The sequence below is a fragment of the Halochromatium salexigens genome, assembly GCF_016653295.1.
Classification (GTDB): Bacteria; Pseudomonadota; Gammaproteobacteria; order Chromatiales; family Chromatiaceae; genus Lamprobacter; species Lamprobacter salexigens.
The window spans coordinates 1-22560 of sequence record NZ_NHSF01000090.1 but is presented as its reverse complement, the minus strand read 5'-3'; the positions used below and the strand labels follow the sequence as shown (position 1 = coordinate 22560).

Sequence of the window (22560 nt, the reverse complement as noted above, 5' to 3'; positions counted from 1 at the left end):
GTCCTTACCTGCCCCTCCTCTGTCCAGATGAGGTCCGACAGCTGTGCTCACGCGCGTCTGGGGTCTTGCGCCCAATCGGCCAATGGGGCCGGATTCACTGACCGCGCTTGCGCGCGCGCAGGTGCTCGGCCAAGTAGAAGGTGTATCATGGCGGCTGCGCCCCGCCCCGCCCACCAGCGTACCCCTACCGAGTGCTGTTTGCGGTTCGGTTAGGCAGGACAAAACAATGATCGAGGCCTAAACGATGGATGAGCTGTTACAAGAGTTCGTCAACGATGCGCAGGAACATCTCGCCACTATCGAGCAAGACCTGCTCGCCATCGAAGACCAAGGGGCGAGCGCGGACAAGGAGCTGATCAACAAGGTTCTCCGCGCCGCGCACTCAATCAAGGGCGGTAGCGGCTTCTTCGGCTTGGTGCATGTCAAGGATCTCGCGCACGGCGCCGAGACCGTGCTGGACTTGATGCGCGGCGACAAGATGACCCCGAATGCCGAGGTCGTTAATGTGTTGCTAGGGGCCTTCGATACCCTGCGCACCATGCTCGATGACCCCGAGAATAGTGCGCAGGTCGAGACCACGGGGCTGATGACAAGTCTGAGCGAGCTAACGGCGCCGGCTCACCCCCCGGAACACAAGACCTCCCTGAGCGAGCACCAGACGTTCGATTCGCCGCTGGGTCCGGTGACCCTCTCGAAGCTCGATGTCGAACGGGCCCGACAAGACAAACACAGCATCTACCTGATCGAATGCGACCTGGTCGAGGATGTCGAGCGAAAGGGGGAGGATATCTACGCGCTGTTCGACAGCGTTTGGGCCAGTAGCGAACTGCTCGATTGCACGGTCAATGACCAGGCCGTCGGTACGCTCGAGGAAGCCCTCCATCATCGCGTGCCGTTGCAACTGGTCATCGCGACCATGCTCGACAAGGAACTGATCAGCACCCTGTTCCACGATCTCGAGCTACAACGCATCCATCTGCTGCTCGATGCGGATGCCGACGAGGCCGAGGAACAGGCGGCGCCCGCGCCCTCGGCGGCTCCCGCGCCGGCCCCGCCCGCCACGGAGCCTGCGTCGACGGGCAAGTCGGAGCCCGAGTCCGAGCGCACCTCCCCGCCCGCCGCCGCCTCGTCGTCGGCCGACGACACGCTCCGGGTCAGCGTGAAATTGCTCGAGGATCTGATGAACCTGGCTGGAGAACTTGTGCTCAGCCGCAACCAGCTGCGCACCGCCGTGGCGATGGACGACCGCCATCTGCTCTCGAGCGTGGATCAGCGCATCAACCAGGTCACCGCCGAGCTGCAGGATGTCATCATGCAGACCCGGCTGCAGCCGATGGGCAATGTCTTTGCCCGCTTTCCGCGCGTGGTCAGGGATCTCTCGCGCTCGCTCGGGAAACAGGTCGATCTGGAAATCAACGGCAAGGAGGTCGCACTCGACAAGACCCTCATCGAAGGCCTCTCCGATCCGCTCACGCACCTGGTGCGCAACGGCGTCGATCATGGCCTGGAGACCGAGGCCGAGCGTCAGCAAAAGGGCAAGCCCGCCACCGGGCAACTGCGCATCGAGGCGCGCTACGAAGCCGGCCAAGCGGTGGTCGAGATCGCCGACGACGGCAAGGGCCTCGATCCCGATGCGCTCGCGGCATCCGCCGTGCGCAAGGGCCTGATCACCCAGGAGAGCGTGCCAGGCATGTCGGTGCCGGACAAACAGGCGCTGATCTTCACGCCCGGCTTCTCCACCGCCGAGCAGGTCACCGATGTCTCCGGGCGCGGTGTCGGCATGGATGTCGTGAAGACCAATCTCGACCGCCTTGGCGGTCAGGTCGAGATCCACTCCGAGGTCGGCAAGGGCAGCACCTTTCGCATCAAGCTGCCGCTGACGCTGGCGATTATTCCCTCGCTGATCATCTCCGTGGAAAACGAGCGCTTTGCCATCCCCCAGGCCAATATCGAGGAGCTGTTGCGCCTGCGGCCCGAGGAGGTCTCCAAACAATTGGAGATCGTCGGCGACAGCGAGGTTTTGCTCCTGCGTGATCGCGTGCTGCCGCTGATTCGCTTCACCGATGTGCTGGGCATCGTGCCGACCTATCAGGCGCCCGACGGCGAGCGGCGCGAATTCGATCGGCGCGTGCGTCTCGCCGATCGGCGCTCACCGAAGAGTCCGCTCGAGCCCGGCGCCGCCGGGCAAGGAGACCGCTCGTCGGATGCCGCGCCCGGCGATGAGGAGGCCGTGCCAAGACGCGGTGGCGAGCGCCGGCGCGCGGCGGCCTCGGCGGTGGAGATCGCCATCATTACCACCGGCACCCTCTCCTATGCCCTCGCCGTGGGCGCCTTCCACGACACCGAGGAGGTGGTGGTGAAACCGCTCGGGCGGCGCCTGAAACACCTGCACGAATACTCGGGCGCGACCATCCTCGGCGATGGCACCGTCGCGCTGATCCTCGACATGGCCGGACTCTCGGCCAAGGCCGGCGTGGTCTCGGTGTCGGGCTCGCTGCGCGCCGCCGAGCTGGCCGCGCAGGCCGAGAAGCGTCGCCTCCAGGATGTGCACTGGCTGCTGCTGTTCCACAATACCCCGGACGAGCCCTGCGCCCTGCCGCTGGACACGGTGCAACGGATCGAACGCATCCAACCCGAGCAGGTGCGCTATTTCGGCAAGCAACGCACCATGCAGTATCGCGGCGGCTCCCTGCCCCTGGTCTCGATCGCCGATGTCACCGGCTCGGGTGATCTGGATAACGCTAGCAACCTGATCGTGCTGGTCTCGCGCGTGGCGGGCCGCGAGGTCGGCTTGCTCGGCACCCTGCCGGTCGATGTGGTGCAAAGCCAGGCCATCATCGACCAACGCACCCATCGCCAGCCGGGGATCGCCGGCTCGACCCTCATCCAAGAGCGCACCGTGTTCCTCGCCGACCTGCATGAATTGGTCACCACGCTGCACCCGGACTGGGACGACACCCCGCCCGAGATCAAGCAAAACCGCGCCGAGAGCAACCTCAGCATCCTCTTGGCCGAGGATTCGGATTTCTTCCGCGCGCAGGTGAAGAAATATCTCGAAGAAGACGGCTACACCGTGTTGGCCGCACCCGACGGGGAAGCGGCCTGGTCGCTGCTGCTCGACAATCTCGATGCCGTGCGCATCGTGGTCACCGACATCGAAATGCCGCGCTTGAACGGCTTGGACTTGGCCAAGCGGATTCGCAACGATGGTCGGACCTCCTCGCTACCGATCATCGCCGTGACCTCCTTGGCCGGCAACGAGGATATCGCCCGCGGTAAGGCCGCCGGCATCGATCACTACCAAGTCAAGCTCGACCGTGAACAACTGCTGGGACGCGTCAGAGAATTCAGCCACTGAACCCCTTGTCAGCTCTTACCCATTTCGTCCACCGATTCAACGATAGAGGCGGCCAATGAGCCTAAACAACTTGAGTATCAATGCCAAACTTCTCATCGGGTTTCTTGCTGTCGCGGCGGTGACGATGATCGTCGGTGGTGTCGGCTTGTACGGCAAAAACGAAATTCAAGAAAACCTGAACTACGTCGTCGATGTGCGCATGCCCTACATGAGCGCGTTGGGGACGCTGAACACCGAGCGCATGAGCATCCGCGCCCAGACCCTGGATATGTGGATCGAGGAAAACGCCGAGCATGAGGTGGCCCTCGAGTCCTATCGGCGCATCCAACAAGAGCGCAACCAAAGCTGGGAGATCGTCGAGGCAGCCTGGGAACAATTGCAGGAGAGACCACGCTCCACCGAGCGCGCCCGCCGGCTGATGGATGAACTCCGGGAGGCCTACCAGGTCTGGCGTGGACATTATGAAGTGCTCGACCAGCTCGTGGATGATTTTGTCAACAGTAACAACGATTTGCGACGGGCGTCTCTCTACAGGAAATATCGAACCGCGACCGACCGCATGATCCCCGACTCCAATCGCATGGGCGCGCTGTTCGAGCAACTCACCGAGGCCGAGAACGAGCACTTCGATGACATGTCCGAAGAATCGCTCGAGCTCGCCAGTCAACTGGAAACGGTGATGCTGGTCGTCACCATCATCGGCGTCTTGTTAGCGATCGCCCTAGGACTCCTGCTCAACAAAAACATCTCCGGTCCCCTCAAGCGCGTCTCAGCCCTGTTGTCGACCGTGGCCAAGGGGGATTACTCGGTGAACGTCGATCCCAAGAATGCCCGTCGCGGCGATGAGATCGGCGCCCTGGCCAAGGCCGCGGAGACCCTGATCAGCAATATGCGCCAGGTGATTGCTGATCTCTCCAACAACGCGCAAACGGTGGCCTCCTCGGCCACCGAACTGGCCACTGTCAGCACCCAATCGGCGCATAGCGTGCAGGAGATGTCGAGCCGCACCACGACCGTGGCCGCCGCCGCCGAGGAGGCCAGCGCCAACACCGCGTCCGTGGCCGCGGCCATGGATGAGGCGACCAACAGCCTGTCGTCGGTGGCGAGCGCGACCGAGCAGATGAGCGCGACCATCGGCGAGATTGCCGCCAGTTCCGAGAAAGCGCGCTCGATCAGTACCGATGCCGGCGCGCAGGCCAATGATGTCTCGCTGCTAATGCATCAGCTCGGTCAGGCCGCCCAGGAGATCGGGCAGGTCACCGAGACCATCACCGACATCTCCTCGCAGACCAACCTGTTAGCGCTCAACGCCACCATCGAGGCGGCGCGCGCCGGTTCGGCGGGCAAGGGCTTCGCGGTGGTCGCCAACGAGATCAAGGAGCTGGCCAAGCAGACCGCGACCGCGACCGAGGACATCAAGGGGAAGATCAGCGGTGTGCAGAACAGCGCCGGTGGCGTGATCACCGATATCGAGAAGATCACCGGTGTGATCGGCGAGGTCGGGCACCTGGTCTCCAACATCGCCACCGCGATCGAGGAGCAGGCCGCCGTGACCCAGGATGTGGCGGGCAATATCGCCCAGGCTTCGGAAGGGGTGCGCGTCGCCAACGATCAGGTCGCCGAGATCTCCAGCGTCTCGGGCTCCATCGCCCAGGATCTGGCCAGCGTGACCAACGCCACCAACGAGATCCGCTCCGGCGGCGATCAGGTCAAGGAGAGTTCACAAGAACTCTCGCGCCTCGCCGAGCAACTACAAAGCTTGGTCAAACAGTTTGTGGTCTGAGCCACGCCCTTTGATTCGCACCCATTGATTGGTCATCGCTGTTCGGGACGTTCTCCATGCAAGACTCGAAACCGTCGGACGAGAAGGAATTGGTCACCTGCTTCAACCTATGCCGAGGGGTGTTCGGGATCAACGCCCAGCTCGTGCAAGAGGTGATCAAGGTCGGAGAACTCACACAGGTCTATGGCGCGCCCGACGAGGTGGTCGGGATTCGCAATCTGCGCGGGCGCATCGTCACCGTCATCGACACGGCGGCCCACCTGGGCATTGGCCGTGTCGAGATGGGAACCGAAACTCGTCTCCTGATCATGGAGCATCAGCAGGAATACTACGGTTTCCTGGTCGACAGCGTCATCGAAGCGATTACCCTCGAACAGGATCAGATCGAGCCCGTGCCGAGCAGTCTCGACCCCGCCCTGCGCTCGCGCCTGCTCGGTGTCTGGCGACAAAACAATCAATTGACCGCCCTGCTTGATCCCGATGTCCTGTTCACCTGGCCGGATGCGCAATGAAAGTTCTGGTAGTCGATGATTCAAGTCTGTTCCGCCGTATCATCACCGAGGCACTGAAGCCCCTTCCAGGCATCGAGACCATCGACCAGGCGCCGAACGGGCGCCTGGCCCTGCTCAAGGTGGCAGAACTGCAGCCCGACCTGCTGACGCTGGACATGGAAATGCCGGAGATGGACGGCATCGCGGTGTTGGACGCGCTGAAAAAGCTGCCCAACCCGCCGGTCGTGATCGTCGTCAGTACCCTGACCCACAAAGGCGGGCATCTGGCCATCAAGGCCATGCAGCACGGGGCTTTCGACTTCATCACCAAGCCCACCACCGCTAGCCCCGAGCAAAGCCTCGAGGCCCTGCGGGCGGAACTGGCGCCACGCCTGAAGTCGCTCTCGGTGCGGTTCAACGTGCGCAGCATCCTGCATGCGCAACAACGCACGAGTGGCCGGGCCGCACCCCCGCCGGCGAGTGCGCGCGCGAGCACCCCCGGCTCGGGGCCCAGCACACCCCAGAGCGCGACCCAGGGCGCGACCCCGCGGGGGTCCACCCCAGACACCGCTTCGAGTCAGGCGGCGAATCAGGCACCTAGCCGCCCGGCTCGGCTCGCCCCGCCCGAGATGCTCCTGATCGGTGTCTCCACCGGTGGTCCCAATGCCCTGGATTGCTTGATCCCGGCCTTGCCGGCGACGCTCGGCGTACCGGTGTTCATCGTCCAGCACATGCCGCCGCTGTTCACCAAGTCGCTCGCCGAGCATCTCGCCGAGAAGAGCGCGCTCAAGGTCTGCGAAGCCGTGCATGAGACCGTCGCCGAGGCCGGGACCGTGTACATCGCCCCGGGTGGGCACCACATGCGCCTCGCTCATGGCGCCAATGGGCAGACAATCATTCAGATCACCGACGCGGCACCGGAGAACCATTGCCGACCGTCCGTCGATTACCTCTTTCGCTCGGCGGCAAATCATTTCCCCGGACGTGCGATGGCAATCATCCTGACCGGCATGGGCAGTGACGGAACCCTGGGTTTACGCCTGCTGAAACGCCACGGCTGTTTCGTCATCGCCCAGGATGAGGCCACCTGTGTCGTCTATGGCATGCCGAAGATCGCCGTCGAGGCGGGCGTCGTCGATAGCGTGTTGCCGCTCGACGCCATCGCCGAACGCGCGGTGGCGGCAATCAAGGGGCGCCATCGGTGAGTATTCCACCACTGAAGGGTGATGAGCTGCCCGCCTGGAGCGAATACATCGCCAAGGGCTGTGGCGTGCACCTGGACAGCAACAAGGGCTACCTGATCGAGTCGCGCCTGGGCGCGCTCATGCGCGAGACGGGTGCGAGCACGTGGAAAGAGCTGCTGCGCAAGGTCAAGACCGACCCGACCCGACAGCTGCACGCCAAGGTCATCAGCGCTATCACCACCAACGAAACCTCGTTTTTCCGCGATCAGGCGCCGTTTCAGCTGTTAAAGCACAAACTGCTGCCGGAGCTGATCGATCGCCGCCGCCAGGAGCGCGCCAACCCCGTGCCCATTCGGGTGCTGAGTGCCGCCTGTTCGACCGGTCAGGAAGTCTATACGACGGCGATCGTCCTCAAGGAACTGCTCGGTGACTTCAACGGCTATGACATCCGCATCCTGGGGCTGGATGTGTCCCAAGAGGCGATCGCTCAGGCCAGTTACGCCCATTTCAGCCAGCTCGAACTCACCCGCGGCATCTCGCCGCAACAACTCACGCGCTATTTCGAGCCCGTCGGCAGCAAATGGAAGGTCCGCGACGAACTGCGCGCCACCGCGACCTTTCGCCAAGCCAATCTGCTCGAGCCCATTTTGACCCCAGGGCTCTTCGACATCATCTTTTGTCGCAATGTCGCAATCTACTTCAGCGAACCGGACAAGATCCGCTTGTTCAAGAACCTCGGCCGCGTGCTCGCGCGCCAAGGCGCGCTGATCATCGGCAGCACCGAGTCCATCACCAGCCTGTGTCCGGAATGGGAGCCACAACGCTACCTGCGCACCCTGTATTACACCAAGAAGTCGGCATAAGGGGGCGCTAGCGTGATCCCGCCTGCTGGCGGATGGCCGCCTTCAGGGTGTTGAACTCAATCGGTTTATGCAGGATCAGCGTCGGCTCCCCCCAGTGATTCAGCGGCGGGTCCCAGTGCGCCTGTTGGCCGGTCATCAGGATCACCGGTAGATCCGGATACTGCTTGACCAAGCGCGCATGGAGATCGAGGCCATCCATCACCGGCATGGCCACATCGGACAGCACCAGATCGATGGACGCCGCCTGGCGCGCGAGCCGATCGAGGGCCGCCTCGCCATGATCGGCCGTCTCGACCGCGATGCCATCGGCCCTCAAGACGCGCGACAAGGCATCGCGGACGCGACGGTCATCCTCAACCAAGAGCACGCGTAGCGATTCGCCAGCCTCTCGCCCTGCGGGAGCAGCCGCGGCTACCGCGGGTGCCCTCTCCTTGCTTGGCGGCACCGGCGCCTGCTCGGCAGGCTCAGGCTCTTTCGGCAGCCTTTCCAGCGCCTCCCCCAGCGCCTCTCTGAGCACCGCTGCCGACGCCTCAACCGGCGCCTCTTCCTGGGTCTCGGCCAATTCCTGGGTCTCGGCCAACGCCTTTCCCTCGATCTCAAGCGGTGTCTCCGCCGGCAGCAGAAGTCGAAAGCAGCTCCCGGCACCTGGTACCGACTCGACGCTCAAGCCAGCCTGCGTCCGGGACACGAATTCGCCGACCATGAACAACCCGAAGCCATGACCACGGCTTTTGGTCTTGGTGGTGAACAAGGGTTTGAAGATCTTGTCGACCAGCTCGGGGGGGATACCACCGCCCGTGTCGCTCACACGAATCTCAACGCACTCCATGGCCGCTAAATCGCCGACCACGAGGGCGGTTGACGCATCCCAATGCACGGACCGAGCGGCGATGGTCAGCGTGCCTTCGCCATCGATCGCATCGCGGGCATTGAGCGAGAGGTTGAGCAGTGCCGATTGGAGAAAAGCCCGGTTGCTGAAGGCCTGCACTCCCGCCGCGATATCCAGCTCGAGCCGGATACGCCCGGGCAGGACCTGGTCGATGATTTGCGAGAGTTCACCGATGGCATCGGCGATATCGAGCAGCTCGAGCGGAATTCTCCCCGAGCCGCTCATGGTGAGCATCCCCGAGGTGAGTACCTTGGCCTGGCCCAGGGCGCTCAGGGTCTCGGCGATGACTTGGTCAACCTCCGGATCGGCGGCGTTGCGTTCATGCAGCGCGCTGGTAACAAAGAATAGATTCGCGTCGATCACGCCGAGTAGATTATTGAAATCGTGCGAGACGCCACTGGCAAGATGGCCGATGGTCTCGCGCTCACGCGCCTGAACCAGATTATCCTGCAGGTGTTGGCGGTAGCGCACGGCGGCGATACGCTGGGCGATCAGGCGCAACAGTTGGCTCTGCCCGAGGTCGAGCTGACGCAGCGTGGCCGAGCCATCCAGTGTCAATAAGAGTCGCTCTGGATGACCATCCGGCGTCAAGGAATCCAGCACCAACCCGATCATCACCGCCTGCTCGTTCGCGGCTAGCGCCTTGGCATCCTCTCGCCCCGACACCAATACCGGGCTGCCCAGGACGGCGATCGCCTCGGCAACCAACGCCGGCGGCACGGGCGGAGGCGAGCGCGCGTCCTCATTCGGCACAGCCAACAGCAGACGCTCGACGTGCTCCTCGTCCATCAGCCAGACAGCGGCGGCATCGAGCTTCAGCGTGCGACGCGCGAGCCGCAGCAGTGACTCGATCTGCTCCGTGTAAGGCTGCGAGAGATTGAGCACATCGATCATGTGCTCCAACTGCGCCGCGTAATCCGCTAGCTCCTGCTCGGCGACGCGCTGGCGCTCACGCGCTTCATGGAGTTCGGTCACATTCTCGATCATCACCAGCGCCAAGGGATCGGCATCGGGATATGTCGACAGCAACGAGAGGCGTAGATCCACCCAGACCATCTTGCCATCGGCGCGCAAGTAGCGGCTCGTGAAACGATGCGTGGGGCAACGACCGGCAAATAGCTCGCCAAAGGCCTCCAGGGCCTCGCGCAAATCGTTGGGATGCGTGAGTTCATCCAGGCGCATGTGGGTCAGAACCTCGGTCTTGGTACCGAGGAGCCGCGCTAGTGCCTGATTGACCAGGATTGGGCGCCGATCCTCGCCAACAAGCGCGATCCCCAGGGGGGAATGATCGAAGATCGCGCTCAGTTGGGCCTCGCTGTGCGCGAGGCGCTGCAATGCCAGTTCACGCTCGGTGACATCCTTGGTCGTACCCTGATAGCCGAGCAACCGGCCGTCCTCGGCGAGGACCGGCGCGCCGTCGGTGGCCAGCCACAAAAGATCGCCGGTGCGATGCCGGCACGGGGCGACGAAGTCTTGGAACAACTGCTTGCGCGTCATGATATCGGCCGCCTTAGCGGCCAGGCCGCCGGCTTCGGGCTCGGTGATACAGACACTGTAATGCTGACCCAAGAGCTCACTGGGCGGATGACCGAGCACGGCTTCACAGACATCGCCGATATAGGTGAAATGGCCGTGCGTATCCAGTTCCCAAGCCATGGTCCGGCTCTGGCGTGCGAGTGCGTCGTAGCGGGCATGGCTCTGCCGAAGCGCCGCGAGCGAGTGCGCGCGCTGCTCACCGGCCACCAGGATATTGGCGAAGAGTTGCAGGAATTGGATCTCGACAGTGCTCCAATGCCGCGGCGCCCGCACCATCTCGGCGCCGACAAAGCCGAACAAACGCCCCTCGAGCTGCAGCGGCGCTAGCAGCAGCGATTGCACCTGTTGCGTCTCGGCGAAGCGGCGCTCCATGACCCAGCCGCTGTCGCCGAACTCAGCGACATCGGGAATCATCACCGGCTCGCCGACGGCCAGCTGCGTCATCATCATCGGAATCTTCGCGCTCGGCAGACCGAGATACTGCGCTTGAATCGAATCGACCCCATCAGCGGTCCATTCGTTGACCGCCTCCACTTCGCCGCCATCCGCGCTGAGGCGAAACAGATAACAGCGATCGGCGTGGATGAAATCGCCGACTCGGGCCAGGGCCTGCTCGCAGGCGCTCTGGTTGGTCTCGTCCGAGACGCTGACGAAGCCGGTGGCGAGCCTGAGCAACTCGCTGACCATGGCCTCGCGCTCGGCGAGCGCGACCTCGGCCTGCTTGCGTTCGGTGATGTCGCGGCCAACGCCAATAATCCCGACAACCTCGCCGCTGCTGTCGCGGATCGCCGTGTTGGACCATTGCAACCAGCGCCAGCCGCACACGGTGTACTCGCGTTGCTCCAGGCTGCAGCTATAAGGCGGCGCATGCAGAGACTGCATCGCGGCCGCGACAGCAGCCTGGTCGTCCGGGTGCACCGAGGGCATGAAGGTATTACCCAGCAACGCGTCTTCCGTGCGTCCGAAGGTCTCGCAATAAGAGGGGCTGACAAACTCGAAGCGTCCCTGCACGTCGACGCGCACGATCAGGTCTTCGACGTTCTCGACCATCAACCGATAGCGCTCCTCTTGCTGGCGCAGCGAGGCCTCGGTGCGGCGCAGTTCGGTGACATCCAAACAGGTGCCGACCAGGCGCTCGGGCGCGCCCTCGGCGTCGCGGTGCAGACGCCCCTGCTGCAGCAGGGTGCGCGCCACGCCATCCGGGCCGAGGACGCCGTGCTCAAGCTGCACAGCGCTTGCCGACTCGGGGCCGAGTGCGGCGATCGTCTCGCGCACGCGCTCGCGGTCGGTCGTCGCGATCACTCCAAGAAAGGCCTCATGCGTGGCCTCGATGGCGCCGGGCGCGAAGCCGAACAGGCGAAAGGTCTCATCGGACCATTGCGCCTGGCCGCTGCGCAGGTCGAGTTCCCAACTGCCGACATGGGCAATGGCCTGCGCCTCTTGCAGGCGCGCCTCGCTCAGGCGCAGGCGCTCCAGGGTCTCGATGGCCTCGCTGACATCCTGTTGCACGCCGATGTAATGGGTGACCTGCCCCTCGCGGTCGCGCATCGGCGAGATAGAGAGCGAATTCCAGAAACAGGTGCCATCCTTGCGGTAATTGCGCAGAATGACACTGCACGCCTCGCCCTCCTGGACCGCCTCGCGCATCTGCCAGCGCGCCGCTTGCGCGCGATCCTGCCCTTGCATGAAGCGGCAGTTGCGGCCGCTGACCTCGGCGGCGCTGTAGCCGGTCATGGCCTCGAAGCCAGAGTTGACATAGGTGATCAGGTCATCGTCGCGGATGCGCTCGGTGATCATGACCCCGGTCTGGGCTTGCGAGAGCGCCTCGTTCAGCACCTGATGCCGACGCCGCAACTGCAACGCCTCGATGGCGACACCGGCGGTGTTGGCCGCGGTCTCCAGAATCGCGCGCGCGAAGGCGGCGCCGGTCTCGGTCTGCTCGACGTCTCGCGGGCGCTGCTCGATGGCGACGAGCACCGTCGAATAGCCAACGATTGGCCACACCTCCCCGGATAACGCGACCAGCTCGAGGTTGATCGAGCCCTCCAAGCGCGCGGCCGAGACGAGGTCGCTCACCGCCAGTGGGTACGACCTTGCCGTGCGCAATGCCTCGTCAAAACCGGTGATCAAGGCGGGATGTTCGATGAGCCGCGTCACGCTGAACTCGGCGTCTCTCGTTCGCGAACGCCGGAGCGGCGTAAAGGTGCCATCCGCCGCCCGCTTGAGCAGCAGGCAGGTATGACGGGGCAGTATCCCCTCAACCTCGTTACAGAGCGAGGCGCCAAAGGAGTCCTCGTCGCCCTGCCGCTCAACCAGCTCTGACAGCAGCCGGGCCTGCAAGGCCGCGATCGCCTGCTGACGGCTCTGGCGCTGCTTCTCTTGCTCGAGCTGCTCGAAGCTGACGCGCAGTGAGTGCGCCATCCCGGTGATGGTCTCGGCCAGCTCATCGGTCTCGCGGATCGCGGTCTTGGTCAAGCGCGGCATGGAGCGGGAACCGGCAATCGCCGCTGGCAATCGCTGGGTGGATTCGATCAATTGATGCAAGGGGCGGGTCAGCCAGTAACTCAGCCATGCCGCGAGGGCAACGCCGAACAAGGCTAGGCCGAGCAAGGCCAGGAGCAACCGCAGGAAGTACACTTGGAGGTCTTCGATGAACGGCGTTGCCGGCGACTCGAGGGAGAACGACGACCAGGTCTCGACGTCGAGATCACGTTGTTCGCGTTGCCGATCGCCCGCATCCTCGAAGACTGTGAAGTGTTCTTCGTGCTCGATCAGATGGGGTTCGCTTGCCTGCAGGTCATGCACGAGATCCTTGTTCTGCCACACACTGAGCAACAACGCCGGCGACAGCAAGGACAGCACCAGGATATTGAACAAGATACGATCGAAGGTGATGACGCGGCGCTGGCGCCAGATCAGGGCCGCTAGCAACACGATCAGCCCCGCGACAGCCGCGTTGATGATCCCATTGAGCGCCTGCTTGAGCGCGACCAGCCAGGCGACGATCCACTCCATCCCAAGGGCAAAGTGGTAAAACAGCAAGACCAGCGGTATGCCCAGCGCTAGCCAGAAAAGCGTGTCGACGGCGGCGAAGGCCGGTCGGCGGCGATGACGGCCCTGCGCGCGCTGGCGCAACCAGCCAACGAACGCAATCTCGGCCGTGAAGGTGATCATGGCGTAGGGATGCCCCCAAAGCACCCAGGTCGCGCTGCTACCGACCACTGCGACGAGCAGACCAGCGCGCGGGCCAAGCCAGTACATGGCGAGAAAGGCGGCGATGGAGCCAAATAGCAGGTCGAAGCCGAAGAAGAGCGGCAGAGTCAAGGTGTTACCGGCAATGGCCCAGAAGCTCAATAACACGAGCATGAGCCATTGGGTCGCGCGGGGCAGTTGCAACAGGGAGGGCGAAGCAGGGTCACGAGCGACGTTGCTCGAGGAATGTTGGTGCAAGAGAACCTCGCGAAGGGATTGAATCAGCGTGATCGGAGCCTATGAACCGACTTCGGGCTCCGCTATCATCGAGCTTAGCTAGAGAGTCCCGAGCAGACGAGTGCGAGCGACGGCCGGATGGTTGGGGCTCGCCGAATGCAACAGCAATTCGTTCATTGTACCGAGATAGAGAGCCATGATCCTCAGTTGCTTGGATGACGACCCGCGCATGGAAAGAACCCTGCGCCGCTTCGCCGGCTCACTCGGTCACGAGGTGCGCTTCCAAACCACCAGCCATGCGCTGCGCGAGGACCTCGACCGACAGGTGCCGGATGTTATCGTGCTCGACCTTGGTCTGGGCGCTGAAACCGGCGTCGACGTCCTAGGCTGGCTCGCCGAGCATCATCCGGCGGTCCCGCTCGTGTTCCTGTCGGGACACGGCGACGAACTGCTCGATACCGCTCGGCGCATCGCCCAAGGGAATGGGCTGACCGTGTACGGCGTCGTCAACAAGGCCAACCTGGTGCGTGAACTCCCCGACGTGCTGTCCCGATCCAGCCCACCAGAACGCCCGAAAAAGGCCCGTCCTCAAGGTCAGGCCCAGGACCCACTCAGTCTCGAAGGTCTGCGTGAGTCTCTGCGTGCGGGACGCATCAAGCCCTACTTTCAACCCATCCTCTCGGCGCGCACCCTGCAGCCGGTCGGTGCCGAGGTGTTGGCCCGCTTGTCCTTGCCCGAGGGCGGCATACTCGGCGCCGGCGCCTTCATCCCGCTCGCCGAGCAATCCGGCCTGATCATGGACCTGACGCGCGTGCTCAGCGAACGTCTGATCGAACTCGAGCCACAACTCAAACCGCTCGGGCTCGATTTCCTGTCGGTCAATCTATCCGCCGCCAACGTCGAGGCCGTCGGTGCCGCCGCCATCGTCAAACGCTTGGTCCATGCCTTTGCCGGCAGCAGCCGCATCATGATCGAACTCACCGAGACGGCGGTTTTGCCGGATATCCAGCAGATGCGCGCGCTGACCACCCAGCTGCGTCTCGGCGGCGCCTCGCTGGCCATCGATGATTTCGGCATCGGCTATTCGAGCATCCGCGCCCTCGCCGAGCTGCCCTATGATGCGTTGAAGATCGACCTCTCATTCGTCGCCGAGATGTTCGACTCGGAGAAATCCGCCAATCTCATCGCCTCCATGCTGCACATGGCCCACAGCCTCAACCTGCAGGTGGTCGCCGAGGGCGTGGAGACCGAAGCGCAACGCGATCGGCTCATCGAGATGGGCGTCGACCGCCTGCAAGGCTATCTGTTCGGCCGCCCGGTGCCGATCGAGCAATTTGCGTCACAATTCGTGTCCTCCTGATTCGGTCCAGCGACGTTCATTGATGCGCTGAATAACGATGGACGAAAAACCAAGCATTATCGTCGTCGAGGATGATCAACGCATGGGACTCGCGCTCCAGCGTAACCTGACCAAGGCGGGTTACCAGGTCATGCTCGCCGATAGCGGACAATCGCTTCGCCAAGCCTATCGCCGCAATGAGGCTGACCTCGTACTGCTCGACCTCAACTTAGGCATCGAGGATGGGATCGACATTGCCCGTGAGCTAGTCTCGACCACCTCCGTCGCGGTGATCATCATCACCGGCCGCCTGGAACTCGAGGACCGCGTCGAAGGCCTCGACGCAGGCGCAGATGACTACATCGTCAAACCCTTCGCAACCGACGAACTCCTCGCCCGCATCCGCGCGGTCTTGCGCCGCCGCGCGCTCGATGATGTCCCCTCGGGGATGATCGAGTTTGGCCCATACCGCTTGGATACCACCACCCAAACCCTCCATCGGGAGGGCGCCTCGACACCGAGCTTAACCCTGACCGGCACCGAAGCACGCCTCCTCGGCATCCTGCTGCGCCAGCATGGCCGCGCCGTCAGTCGCGAGCGCCTGAGTAACCGAGGGCCCCAGGATCCGGGCGATCGCAGCATCGATGTACACATCGGCAACATCCGGCGCAAGCTTCGCGAGACCGGTATTGACGAGCTTGTGATCAGCCCTGTGCGCGGCTTTGGCTACCGCCTGAGGCTCGACGGAACGGAGGCCCCTGACGAAGACCCAGCGGAGTCTTGACCCTCACGCCCTAAGCGGGTACCTCGCGCGGAACTGGCTAGCCTTAGCCCCCTCATGGCCTGTCACTGACCGCCCTAATGGAGCCACCCAAGACCGGGTTAATGGAGCCACTCAGAGGTGGCTCACAGGGATCTCGAACTGGGGCTATTGTTCGGCGGTTTTAGCCAAATTTGCAAGGGGTGAATTGGGCGGTTCCGGGAGTGGTTTCGGGGTGCGATAACTGGCCCCATCGAGGACCAGGCGGTAGGCGTGTTATGGCGCAGCCGATCCAGCGTCGCGGCCCCCAGCAAGCGATTCGGGAAGGCATCGCCCCACTCGCTGAAGTCCAGATTGCTGGTGACGATGGTTGCGCGCTGCTCATAGCGCTCGCTGATCAAGTCATGGACATCCTCATCCTGCGGCGAGCGCAGCGGTTTCAGTCCAAAATCGTCGATGATCAACAGCGCCACTCGTGAGAGCGCCTGGAAACGGCGCTGGAAGGTCCCGGTCGCGCGCGCCTCATTTCAACGCGCCGAGCAGCTGGGTTTGGGTCATGAAGCGCACATCCTGTCCCTGGCACGCCGCGATCTGGCCCAAGGCCTGGGCCAGATGACTCTTCCCCGTGCCACTCGGTCCGGCGATCAGCACCGAGGCCGGCTCCGTGATAAACTGCCCCGTAGCCAGTTCCTGGATCAAGGCCCGATTGATGCCAGTATTGAAGGCGAAGTCGAACTGCTCCTGGGTCTTGTGCGAGCGAAAGTTGGCCCGGCGCACGCGTTGGCTCAAGCGCTTGTGCTCGCGGCGGGCAATCTCATCCTGGATCAACAAGGCGAGAAAGTCGGTATAAGACAAGTGCTCCTCGATGGCTTGGCGGTTGCGCGCCGGCAGGGCCTCAAGGAGGCCAGAGAGGCGCAGCTGTTTCAGCATCGGGGCGAGCTCAGGCATCGGATTCATGGGTGTTGTCCTGTTCATCAGGGCAATCGCATCAAGCTTTGCTAATATTAGACTTATCTGATGCTCCTATTTTCTCCTTGTACTCGGGCCACTCAAAGAGCAGTTTTCCAGGTAATCCTCGTTGCAAGCCGCCTTCAAGCGTTTATTTTTCAGCCCCACCTTGGTGCCATCATTCTTCAGTCGTGAGAGCGCGAGGTGACGCAGCACGGCGAGGTTCTCACGCGCCCCCGGCTGGCGCACACGGCACTCATCCTCGCGAAAGGAGATGTCGAGAGTCCAATGCAAGCCGTTTTCGACGCCCCAGTGGCCGCGCCCGGCGTGGGCAAAACGGGTCGCGCTGGTGCCGATGCTGCCGATGAAGTAACGGGTTTCGATCGAGACCTGGCCGTCGACCTCGCGGCGCGTGTCGACCATGCCGATCATGTTCATCCCCTCCCACAGCTTGCTGCGGGGCACCCCGGAGAGATCACCCAGGGTGCGGTAGCGACGCGTCTCGAGACGGCCATGTCCACGCTCGACGGTCTCGAGGACCTCCGTGTCAACGCCTTCATAGTCCCTGGCATCGGCGTCGATGAACGCCTCCTCGACCTCGGCGGCCAGGGTTTCCTGGTTGCCTTTGAGCGACAGCACGTAATCGCCGCCCTGCCCAATGATCTGCTCGGCAATCGCGGTCTGACACCCCATCGCATCGATGGTGACGATGCAGCCTTCGGCCTTGATCATCGCTTGGTCCAAAACTGAGTATTCCGGTAGGCGATCAGCCACGCTGAAGGCGTGGCAGGAGCGCCGGGTCGGCGTACCCTTGGAAGTGCAAACTGACCGAGGGAAAAGCCGTTGCCCGATGCCCCTAGCGCTGTTGACTCTAGTGCAGATCGATGCCCCACGCCAATCCATGATCGCCTGGATCGCGCCAAGCATCGGCAGACGGTGGCGCACGCGCAGCAGGCTGGGCAGAGTCAACGCGCGGCGATCACCAGCGCCGGCGTCGCCCGCAGCACCGTGCGTCACTGGAACGCTCCCGCTGAGACATCGGCCGCGGCCCCGGCCGCGCTGGCGGCCTTCATCGAGACGCCCGAGGGCGTGGAGTGGCTGCGCCGGGTGCAGATGGCCGCGCACTGGTGTATCTGTGAGCAAGGCGGCGCGGGCGTGCGCGTGGTCTGCGACTTTCTTGAGCTCAGCGGGTTGTCGGCCTTGACCGGTGCCTCCTACGGCACGCAGCAGGCGTTCCAGGTCAAACTGGAGGAGTTGATCGTGAGCGAAGCCACCGATCTGCGCGAGGCGCTGGCCAAGACCATGCCGCATCGCACCCTCAGCATCGTCGAAGACGAGACCTGGCAGGACGGCATGCGCTTGGTGGCGATTGAACCGGTCTCGAACGTCATCCTCCTCGAGCAGGTGAGCGCAGCGCGCTCGGCGGCGGCCTGGAGCCAGGCGCTGGAGCACGGGCTGGCGGGGTTCAAGGTCACCGTGGTGCAAGGCATCAGCGATGAGGCCAAGGGACTGCTGGCCCATGTCGAGCGCGACCAGGGTGCCCATCATTCGACCGACCTGTTCCATCTCCAGCATGAGGTGAGCAAGGCGATGAGCCTGGCGTTGAGGCGCGCTGAACAGCAAGCCGAGACCGACCAGACGACGGCCAAGGCGCGCTGGCAGGCGCAATGCGCTGCAGAGCAGGCTTATCATCGCCGTCGTCATGGCCCGGGGCGCCCGCCGGCGTTTGCCGCGCGCATCGATCGCGCACTCGAGGCCTACATGCAAGCCAGCCTCGCGCGCGAGCGTGCCCAGGCGCAGCGCGCGGAGTCCAAAGCCCTGATCGGCGCTTTCAGCGCGGTGGATCATCCCTACGAACTCGAGCAGGGACACGCGCAAACGCCCGAGCAGCTGCAGACGCACTTGGCGGCGCTGTTTGCACGCCTGGAGGCGCTCGCCGAGGAGGTGGACCTTTCTGAGCGCCTGTGTGCGCATCTGGCCAAGGCGAAGCGCTTAACGCACAGCCTGGTGGCCACGCTGACGTTCTTCTTCATGACGGTCAACACGCGGGTCCAGGCGCTGAACCTGTCCCCGGCGATTGAGCAGGCGATGCTCAACGAGCTGATCCCTGCGCTCTATCTGGAGCGCGCCGCCGCGCGCAGTCCCGGTGCTGAGCAACGCCATCGGCTGCGGGCACTGAGCGCCCAACGCCTCGCCCCGCTGCAGCAGCCCGCGCACCCGATCCAGTCGTTGGATGAGGCGACGCGTCGGTACCTTGAGCAGGTCGCCGGGGACTGTGCCGATCTGTTCCAGCGCAGCAGCTCCTGTGTCGAGGGCCGCAACGGCGTTCTCGCGCTCTATCAGCATGGCCATCATCGCCTGAGTCCGCGCAAGCAGCAGGTCTTAACGGCTCTGCACAACTTCGCGATCAAGCGCCCCGATGGCACCACGGCGGCTGAACGCTTTTTCGCTCAGCCCCATCCCTCGTTGTTCGAGCAGGTGCTTGAGCGCATGCCTTGGCCGGCCCGACCGGCGCGACGACGACCGCGACCAGCGAAGCGGCCTTACCTCACGCTTGTGGCGGCTTAGCAACAGTGAACCAAGGGATGATCAAGGCCCCGCCTTCGAGCTTGAGCCACTGCAGCAGCCGCGGGATCGCCGTGATCTCATTGGATTTGGCCTCAGTCGCGACCTGGCCGAGCACCACGCGGCGAACTGCTCAGGGTCGATCAGCGCAAACACGCGCCCGAAGCGATCGTGCGACGGGATGCCATGGGGCAGCGTCAGAACGGTGCGCAGCCACGCCTCCTTGGCCTTGGCAAAGGTCTCAACCCCCACCCAGCCATCAGCGCCGCCAAGCGTCGCAGCGATAGCCATGACCAGCATCTCGCTGAGCACATGCCGGCGCTGAGTCGGACTGCGCGGGTCTTCCAGTGCGGCAAAATGATGCATGATCGATCGTTCTACACTCAGGTCGCCCATGGCTGACATCCCCCAACCGTCAAATACAAGGGGCGGGAATCATAGGGGATGTAGGCTAAACTGTTTAACAGTATCCGCTAATATATTGATGCGATTGCCCTGGTGATGCGATGAGCTTGCTTGTTGACCCAGCACACCCAGGCGAAGTGCTTTCAGAACTCTATCTCAAGCCACTGCGGATGAGCACTAGTGGGCTGGCAAAACGCCTTGATGTGCTGCGCACTCGGATTGAACGGTTGGTCAAACAGGAAGCAGCGCTTTCCGCCGACAGCGCCTGTTGTTTTCGACCTTGATCCGCAAACCACCGCCAAGATTCCCAGCCACTCCTCCACCGGTGAAATGAAGATCGGGTGGAACAGAGCGGTCGAGGTTTGAAGCCGCCTTCTCAAAGGCGCCACCGCCAAGCGCTGGATCTGCGCATCGGCGAGAGCGACAATCCGCAGACGCTCGATTCATCAGAAGAGGTGGCCCGCCCCGGGGTGAGGCCGAGGGGCGGGCCGAGTGCCGGTGCAACTGCGGTTTGCCTACGCGAACACCGGCGAGGAGTACGTTAAGCGCAAAGGCTGGCAGCAAGCAACGCTGAGTCGTTGTCCGCTGCATGCGCAGGGCGGCTGCCGTTTCGCCCGCCATGGCACCTATGCCCGCGTCTCCCCGCCTGGAACCCTGATCACCCGCTACTACTGCCCTGATGGGCATCGCACCTTCAGTCTGCTGCCCGACTGCTATGCCGCGCGCCTGAGCGGGCAGCTCAGCGAGGTCGAGGCCGTGGTGCGCGCGGTGGAGCAGGCGCCAAGCCAGGCGGCGGCCTGTGCCGGACTGCGCTTAGACATCGAACTGCCGGGCGTGCAGCGTTTCGTCACGCGCCGCGTGCAGGCGGTGCAGGCGGCGTTGGTCGTGATCAAAGGGCTGGTTCCCGAGCGCTTTGGCGCCTGCGTGCCAACGCTGCTGGCGTTTGCCCTCATGCTCGGCGTCCCAGAGGTCTTGGTGGCGCTGCGCGGGATTGCCGAGTCCTGGCTGCAGGAATTGCCGAGACCGCTTGGATTCTGCCCCCGGCCACGGCCGGGGGGCGGGCGCGATCGCGCCCGCCAACACCGAGCGGGGGCGGACCCGCCCGGGCTGCTGGCCTAGGGTCGCGAGTGCAGGCAACGGGCCTGCGTCTTGTGGACTTTGCCGCTATGAACGACCCTGACACCGAGCGTCAGCAAGAGATCGCCCTATTTCGCTATGGGGTGATCGCCGAGCTGGTGCACTGGCCCAAGCACACCAAGGGCCTGTACGCCGCGATGCAGGCCAAGGCCGAGCGCGACTACAGCATTCCCGGCAGCACGCGTACCCGCATCGCCACCGAGACCCTGCGCGATTGGCTCAAGGCCTATCGGCGCGGCGGTTTCGAGGCGCTGATGCCCAAGCCCCGCGCCGATCGCGGCCAGGTGCGCGGCCTGCCGCCGAGCGTGGTCGAGGCGCTGTTGGCGACCAAGGAAGGCAACCCGGCGCTCTCGGTGCAGCTGGTGATTCGCGCCGTGCGCGAGCGCCCCGATGTCCCGCCCGATCTGCCGCTGCCACCCTCGACCGTGCATCGGCTGCTGGCCCGCCATGGGCTGATGGCGAGGCCCAAACAGGACGGTGATCCCCAGGATCGACGCCGCTTTGCCTTCGAGCACGCCGGCGAGCTGTGGATGAGCGACGTGATGCATGGCCCCAGCGTGGTGGTCGGCGAGCGGGTCAAGCGCAAGACCTATCTGATCGCCTTTATCGATGATGCCACGCGCGTGATCGCGCATGCGGCCTTTGCGATGTCGGAGAACACCGCGAGCTTCCTGCCAGTGCTCGAGCAGGCGGTCCTGCGTCGGGGCTTGCCGAAGAAGCTGTATGTCGACAACGGGGCGAACTACCGCTCCAAGCATCTGCTGGAGCTGCGCGGCATCGGCCTGGTCACCGGTGAGGCCGGCTCGGGCAAGACCACGGTGTGCCGCAAGGTGGCCGCAGATCTGCATCCGGGGCTGTATCGGGTGTTCTACATCCCGCTGTCGACCGGCAATGTGATGGATATGTATAAGACCATCACTTGGGAGCTGGGGCTGCCGGTGGAGCGCAACCGCGCGGCGGCGTTTCGCCGTATCCGCTTGGAGATCACGCGCCTGACGCTGGAGGCGAAGCAGCGCCCGGTGTTGATCGTCGATGAGGCGCATCATCTGCGCAATGAGGTGCTCGAGGATCTGCGGCTGTTGACCAACTACAACATGGATTCGGAGAATCGCCTGTGTCTGTTGTTGGTCGGGCTCACGGAGCTGCGCCGGCGCTTGACGATGGCGGTGCATGAGTCACTGGCGCAGCGCATCGTGGTGCGCCATCACTTGAGCGGGCTGATGCGTGAGGAGGTGCCGGAGTATCTGTGCCATCGCCTGCGCTTGGCCGGCTGTGAGGTGCCGTTGTTCGAGCCCGCTGCGGTGGAGGCCCTGTTCCAGGCCACCCAGGGGATGCCGCGCAAGGTGAATCGCTTGGCGCATTATGCGCTGACCAGTGCGGCCTTGGCGCAGGCGCGCCAAGTCAGCGCGGAGCATGTACAGGCAGCGCGTGAGGAGGTGGCAGCATGAGCGGCTTGGCTGATCTGATGCGCTTTGAGCTGCCGGAGCATTGGACCCCAGAGCAGGCGCTGGCGGTGCAGGAGGCTCTGGATGCGTTCTCTGAGGCGCTCTTCGCTGTTTACGGCTCACAGATGCAGGCGCTGATCGCTGAGGAGACGCGTCGCAATGAGCCACTGGAGCTGCTTGAGCTCGACGATCCGCAGTTCGACGATCCGCTGCCCTTCTAGATCCCCTTCGCCTTTCCTGCCGGCGGGCCGTCTGGCTCGCCCTTTCCGAGCACATCGCGCTCGTTTGTCATCCGCGCGCCTGGCGGCGCACTCAGCACATTCGCGTTCGCCTCTCACCAGGCACGACCCGCGCTCGTTCACCTGCTCTGACTCTGTCACCGGTGTCAGCAATCCGAGAAAGGCTCGGGGATGGACTGCGGTATAGCT

At 63.9% G+C, this 22560-nt stretch carries 16 protein-coding genes and 1 pseudogene; 12 read left to right on the top strand and 5 right to left on the bottom strand.

The genetic code is table 11. The features are described from left to right. Window positions 1–244: 244 nt before the first annotated feature. From CCR82_RS17900 to CCR82_RS17880, 5 genes are read left to right on the top strand one after another with little or no spacing between them, the layout of a single operon-like run. Entirely contained in the window at window positions 245–3358 is a 3114-nt protein-coding gene (locus tag CCR82_RS17900) for a hybrid sensor histidine kinase/response regulator (protein WP_201247175.1), read from the top strand. A gap of 55 nt (window positions 3359–3413) precedes the next feature. Continuing rightward, window positions 3414–5141 (top strand): methyl-accepting chemotaxis protein, encoded by a 1728-nt coding sequence (locus tag CCR82_RS17895; RefSeq protein ID WP_201247174.1) that lies wholly within the window; start codon window positions 3414–3416, stop codon window positions 5139–5141. A 56-nt stretch (window positions 5142–5197) separates the two neighbouring features. Then, window positions 5198–5653 carry a chemotaxis protein CheW gene (locus CCR82_RS17890; protein ID WP_201247173.1) on the top strand — a complete coding sequence of 152 codons (456 nt, stop codon included), beginning with the start codon at window positions 5198–5200 and terminating at the stop codon, window positions 5651–5653. Continuing rightward, window positions 5650–6837, top strand: a complete 1188-nt coding sequence (gene cheB, locus CCR82_RS17885) for a protein-glutamate methylesterase/protein-glutamine glutaminase (protein ID WP_201247172.1) — start codon at window positions 5650–5652, stop codon at window positions 6835–6837. Before CCR82_RS17890 ends, cheB begins: the two co-directional genes overlap by 4 nt. Beyond that, window positions 6834–7679, top strand: coding sequence for a CheR family methyltransferase (locus CCR82_RS17880; protein WP_201247171.1), 846 nt, complete (start codon window positions 6834–6836; stop codon window positions 7677–7679). Before cheB ends, CCR82_RS17880 begins: the two co-directional genes overlap by 4 nt. Before the next feature lie 7 nt (window positions 7680–7686). On the opposite strand, the gene CCR82_RS17875 is transcribed toward CCR82_RS17880, so the two are convergent. Next, window positions 7687–13470: a PAS domain S-box protein gene (locus CCR82_RS17875; protein WP_201247170.1), complete on the bottom strand. Its 5784-nt coding sequence runs from the start codon at window positions 13468–13470 to the stop codon at window positions 7687–7689. A gap of 259 nt (window positions 13471–13729) precedes the next feature. Between CCR82_RS17875 and CCR82_RS17870 the strand changes: the two genes are divergently transcribed. Further along, complete coding sequence (locus CCR82_RS17870) at window positions 13730–14893, top strand: EAL domain-containing response regulator (RefSeq protein ID WP_207191042.1); 1164 nt, start codon at window positions 13730–13732, stop codon at window positions 14891–14893. Between the two features lie 37 nt (window positions 14894–14930). After that, window positions 14931–15656: a response regulator transcription factor gene (locus CCR82_RS17865; RefSeq protein WP_201247168.1), complete on the top strand. Its 726-nt coding sequence runs from the start codon at window positions 14931–14933 to the stop codon at window positions 15654–15656. Window positions 15657–15778: 122 nt separating this feature from the next. Here CCR82_RS17865 and CCR82_RS19005 read toward each other — a convergent pair. The 3 genes and pseudogenes from CCR82_RS19005 to CCR82_RS17855 form a co-directional block, all read right to left on the bottom strand. Further along, a pseudogene (locus tag CCR82_RS19005) lies at window positions 15779–16141 on the bottom strand (ATP-binding protein); the annotation flags it as partial. Window positions 16142–16154: 13 nt separating this feature from the next. Next, window positions 16155–16589 (bottom strand): ATP-binding protein, encoded by a 435-nt coding sequence (locus CCR82_RS19000; protein ID WP_276570603.1) that lies wholly within the window; start codon window positions 16587–16589, stop codon window positions 16155–16157. A 66-nt stretch (window positions 16590–16655) separates the two neighbouring features. Continuing rightward, complete coding sequence (locus CCR82_RS17855; protein WP_242513592.1) at window positions 16656–17312, bottom strand: ISAs1 family transposase; 657 nt, start codon at window positions 17310–17312, stop codon at window positions 16656–16658. A gap of 204 nt (window positions 17313–17516) precedes the next feature. Here CCR82_RS17855 and CCR82_RS19180 point away from each other — a divergent pair, with 204 nt between their 5' ends. After that, entirely contained in the window at window positions 17517–19148 is a 1632-nt protein-coding gene (locus CCR82_RS19180) for a DUF6399 domain-containing protein (RefSeq protein ID WP_201247167.1), read from the top strand. 21 nt (window positions 19149–19169) lie between these two features. On the opposite strand, the gene CCR82_RS17845 is transcribed toward CCR82_RS19180, so the two are convergent. Then, window positions 19170–19541: a transposase family protein gene (locus CCR82_RS17845; RefSeq protein WP_420827346.1), complete on the bottom strand. Its 372-nt coding sequence runs from the start codon at window positions 19539–19541 to the stop codon at window positions 19170–19172. A 110-nt stretch (window positions 19542–19651) separates the two neighbouring features. Here CCR82_RS17845 and CCR82_RS19450 point away from each other — a divergent pair, with 110 nt between their 5' ends. From CCR82_RS19450 to CCR82_RS17825, 4 genes are all read left to right on the top strand, one after another. Next, window positions 19652–19834 (top strand): HigA family addiction module antitoxin, encoded by a 183-nt coding sequence (locus tag CCR82_RS19450; RefSeq protein ID WP_201247166.1) that lies wholly within the window; start codon window positions 19652–19654, stop codon window positions 19832–19834. 214 nt (window positions 19835–20048) lie between these two features. Further along, the gene (locus tag CCR82_RS17835) at window positions 20049–20669 is read left to right on the top strand and encodes a hypothetical protein (protein WP_201247165.1); all 621 of its coding nucleotides are present in this window, start codon (window positions 20049–20051) and stop codon (window positions 20667–20669) included. A gap of 47 nt (window positions 20670–20716) precedes the next feature. Beyond that, window positions 20717–22135, top strand: a complete 1419-nt coding sequence (locus CCR82_RS18830; RefSeq protein WP_242513591.1) for an AAA family ATPase — start codon at window positions 20717–20719, stop codon at window positions 22133–22135. Beyond that, on the top strand, window positions 22132–22353 hold the full coding sequence (locus CCR82_RS17825; protein ID WP_201247164.1) for a hypothetical protein: 222 nt from the start codon (window positions 22132–22134) through the stop codon (window positions 22351–22353). Before CCR82_RS18830 ends, CCR82_RS17825 begins: the two co-directional genes overlap by 4 nt. Window positions 22354–22560: the final 207 nt, after the last annotated feature.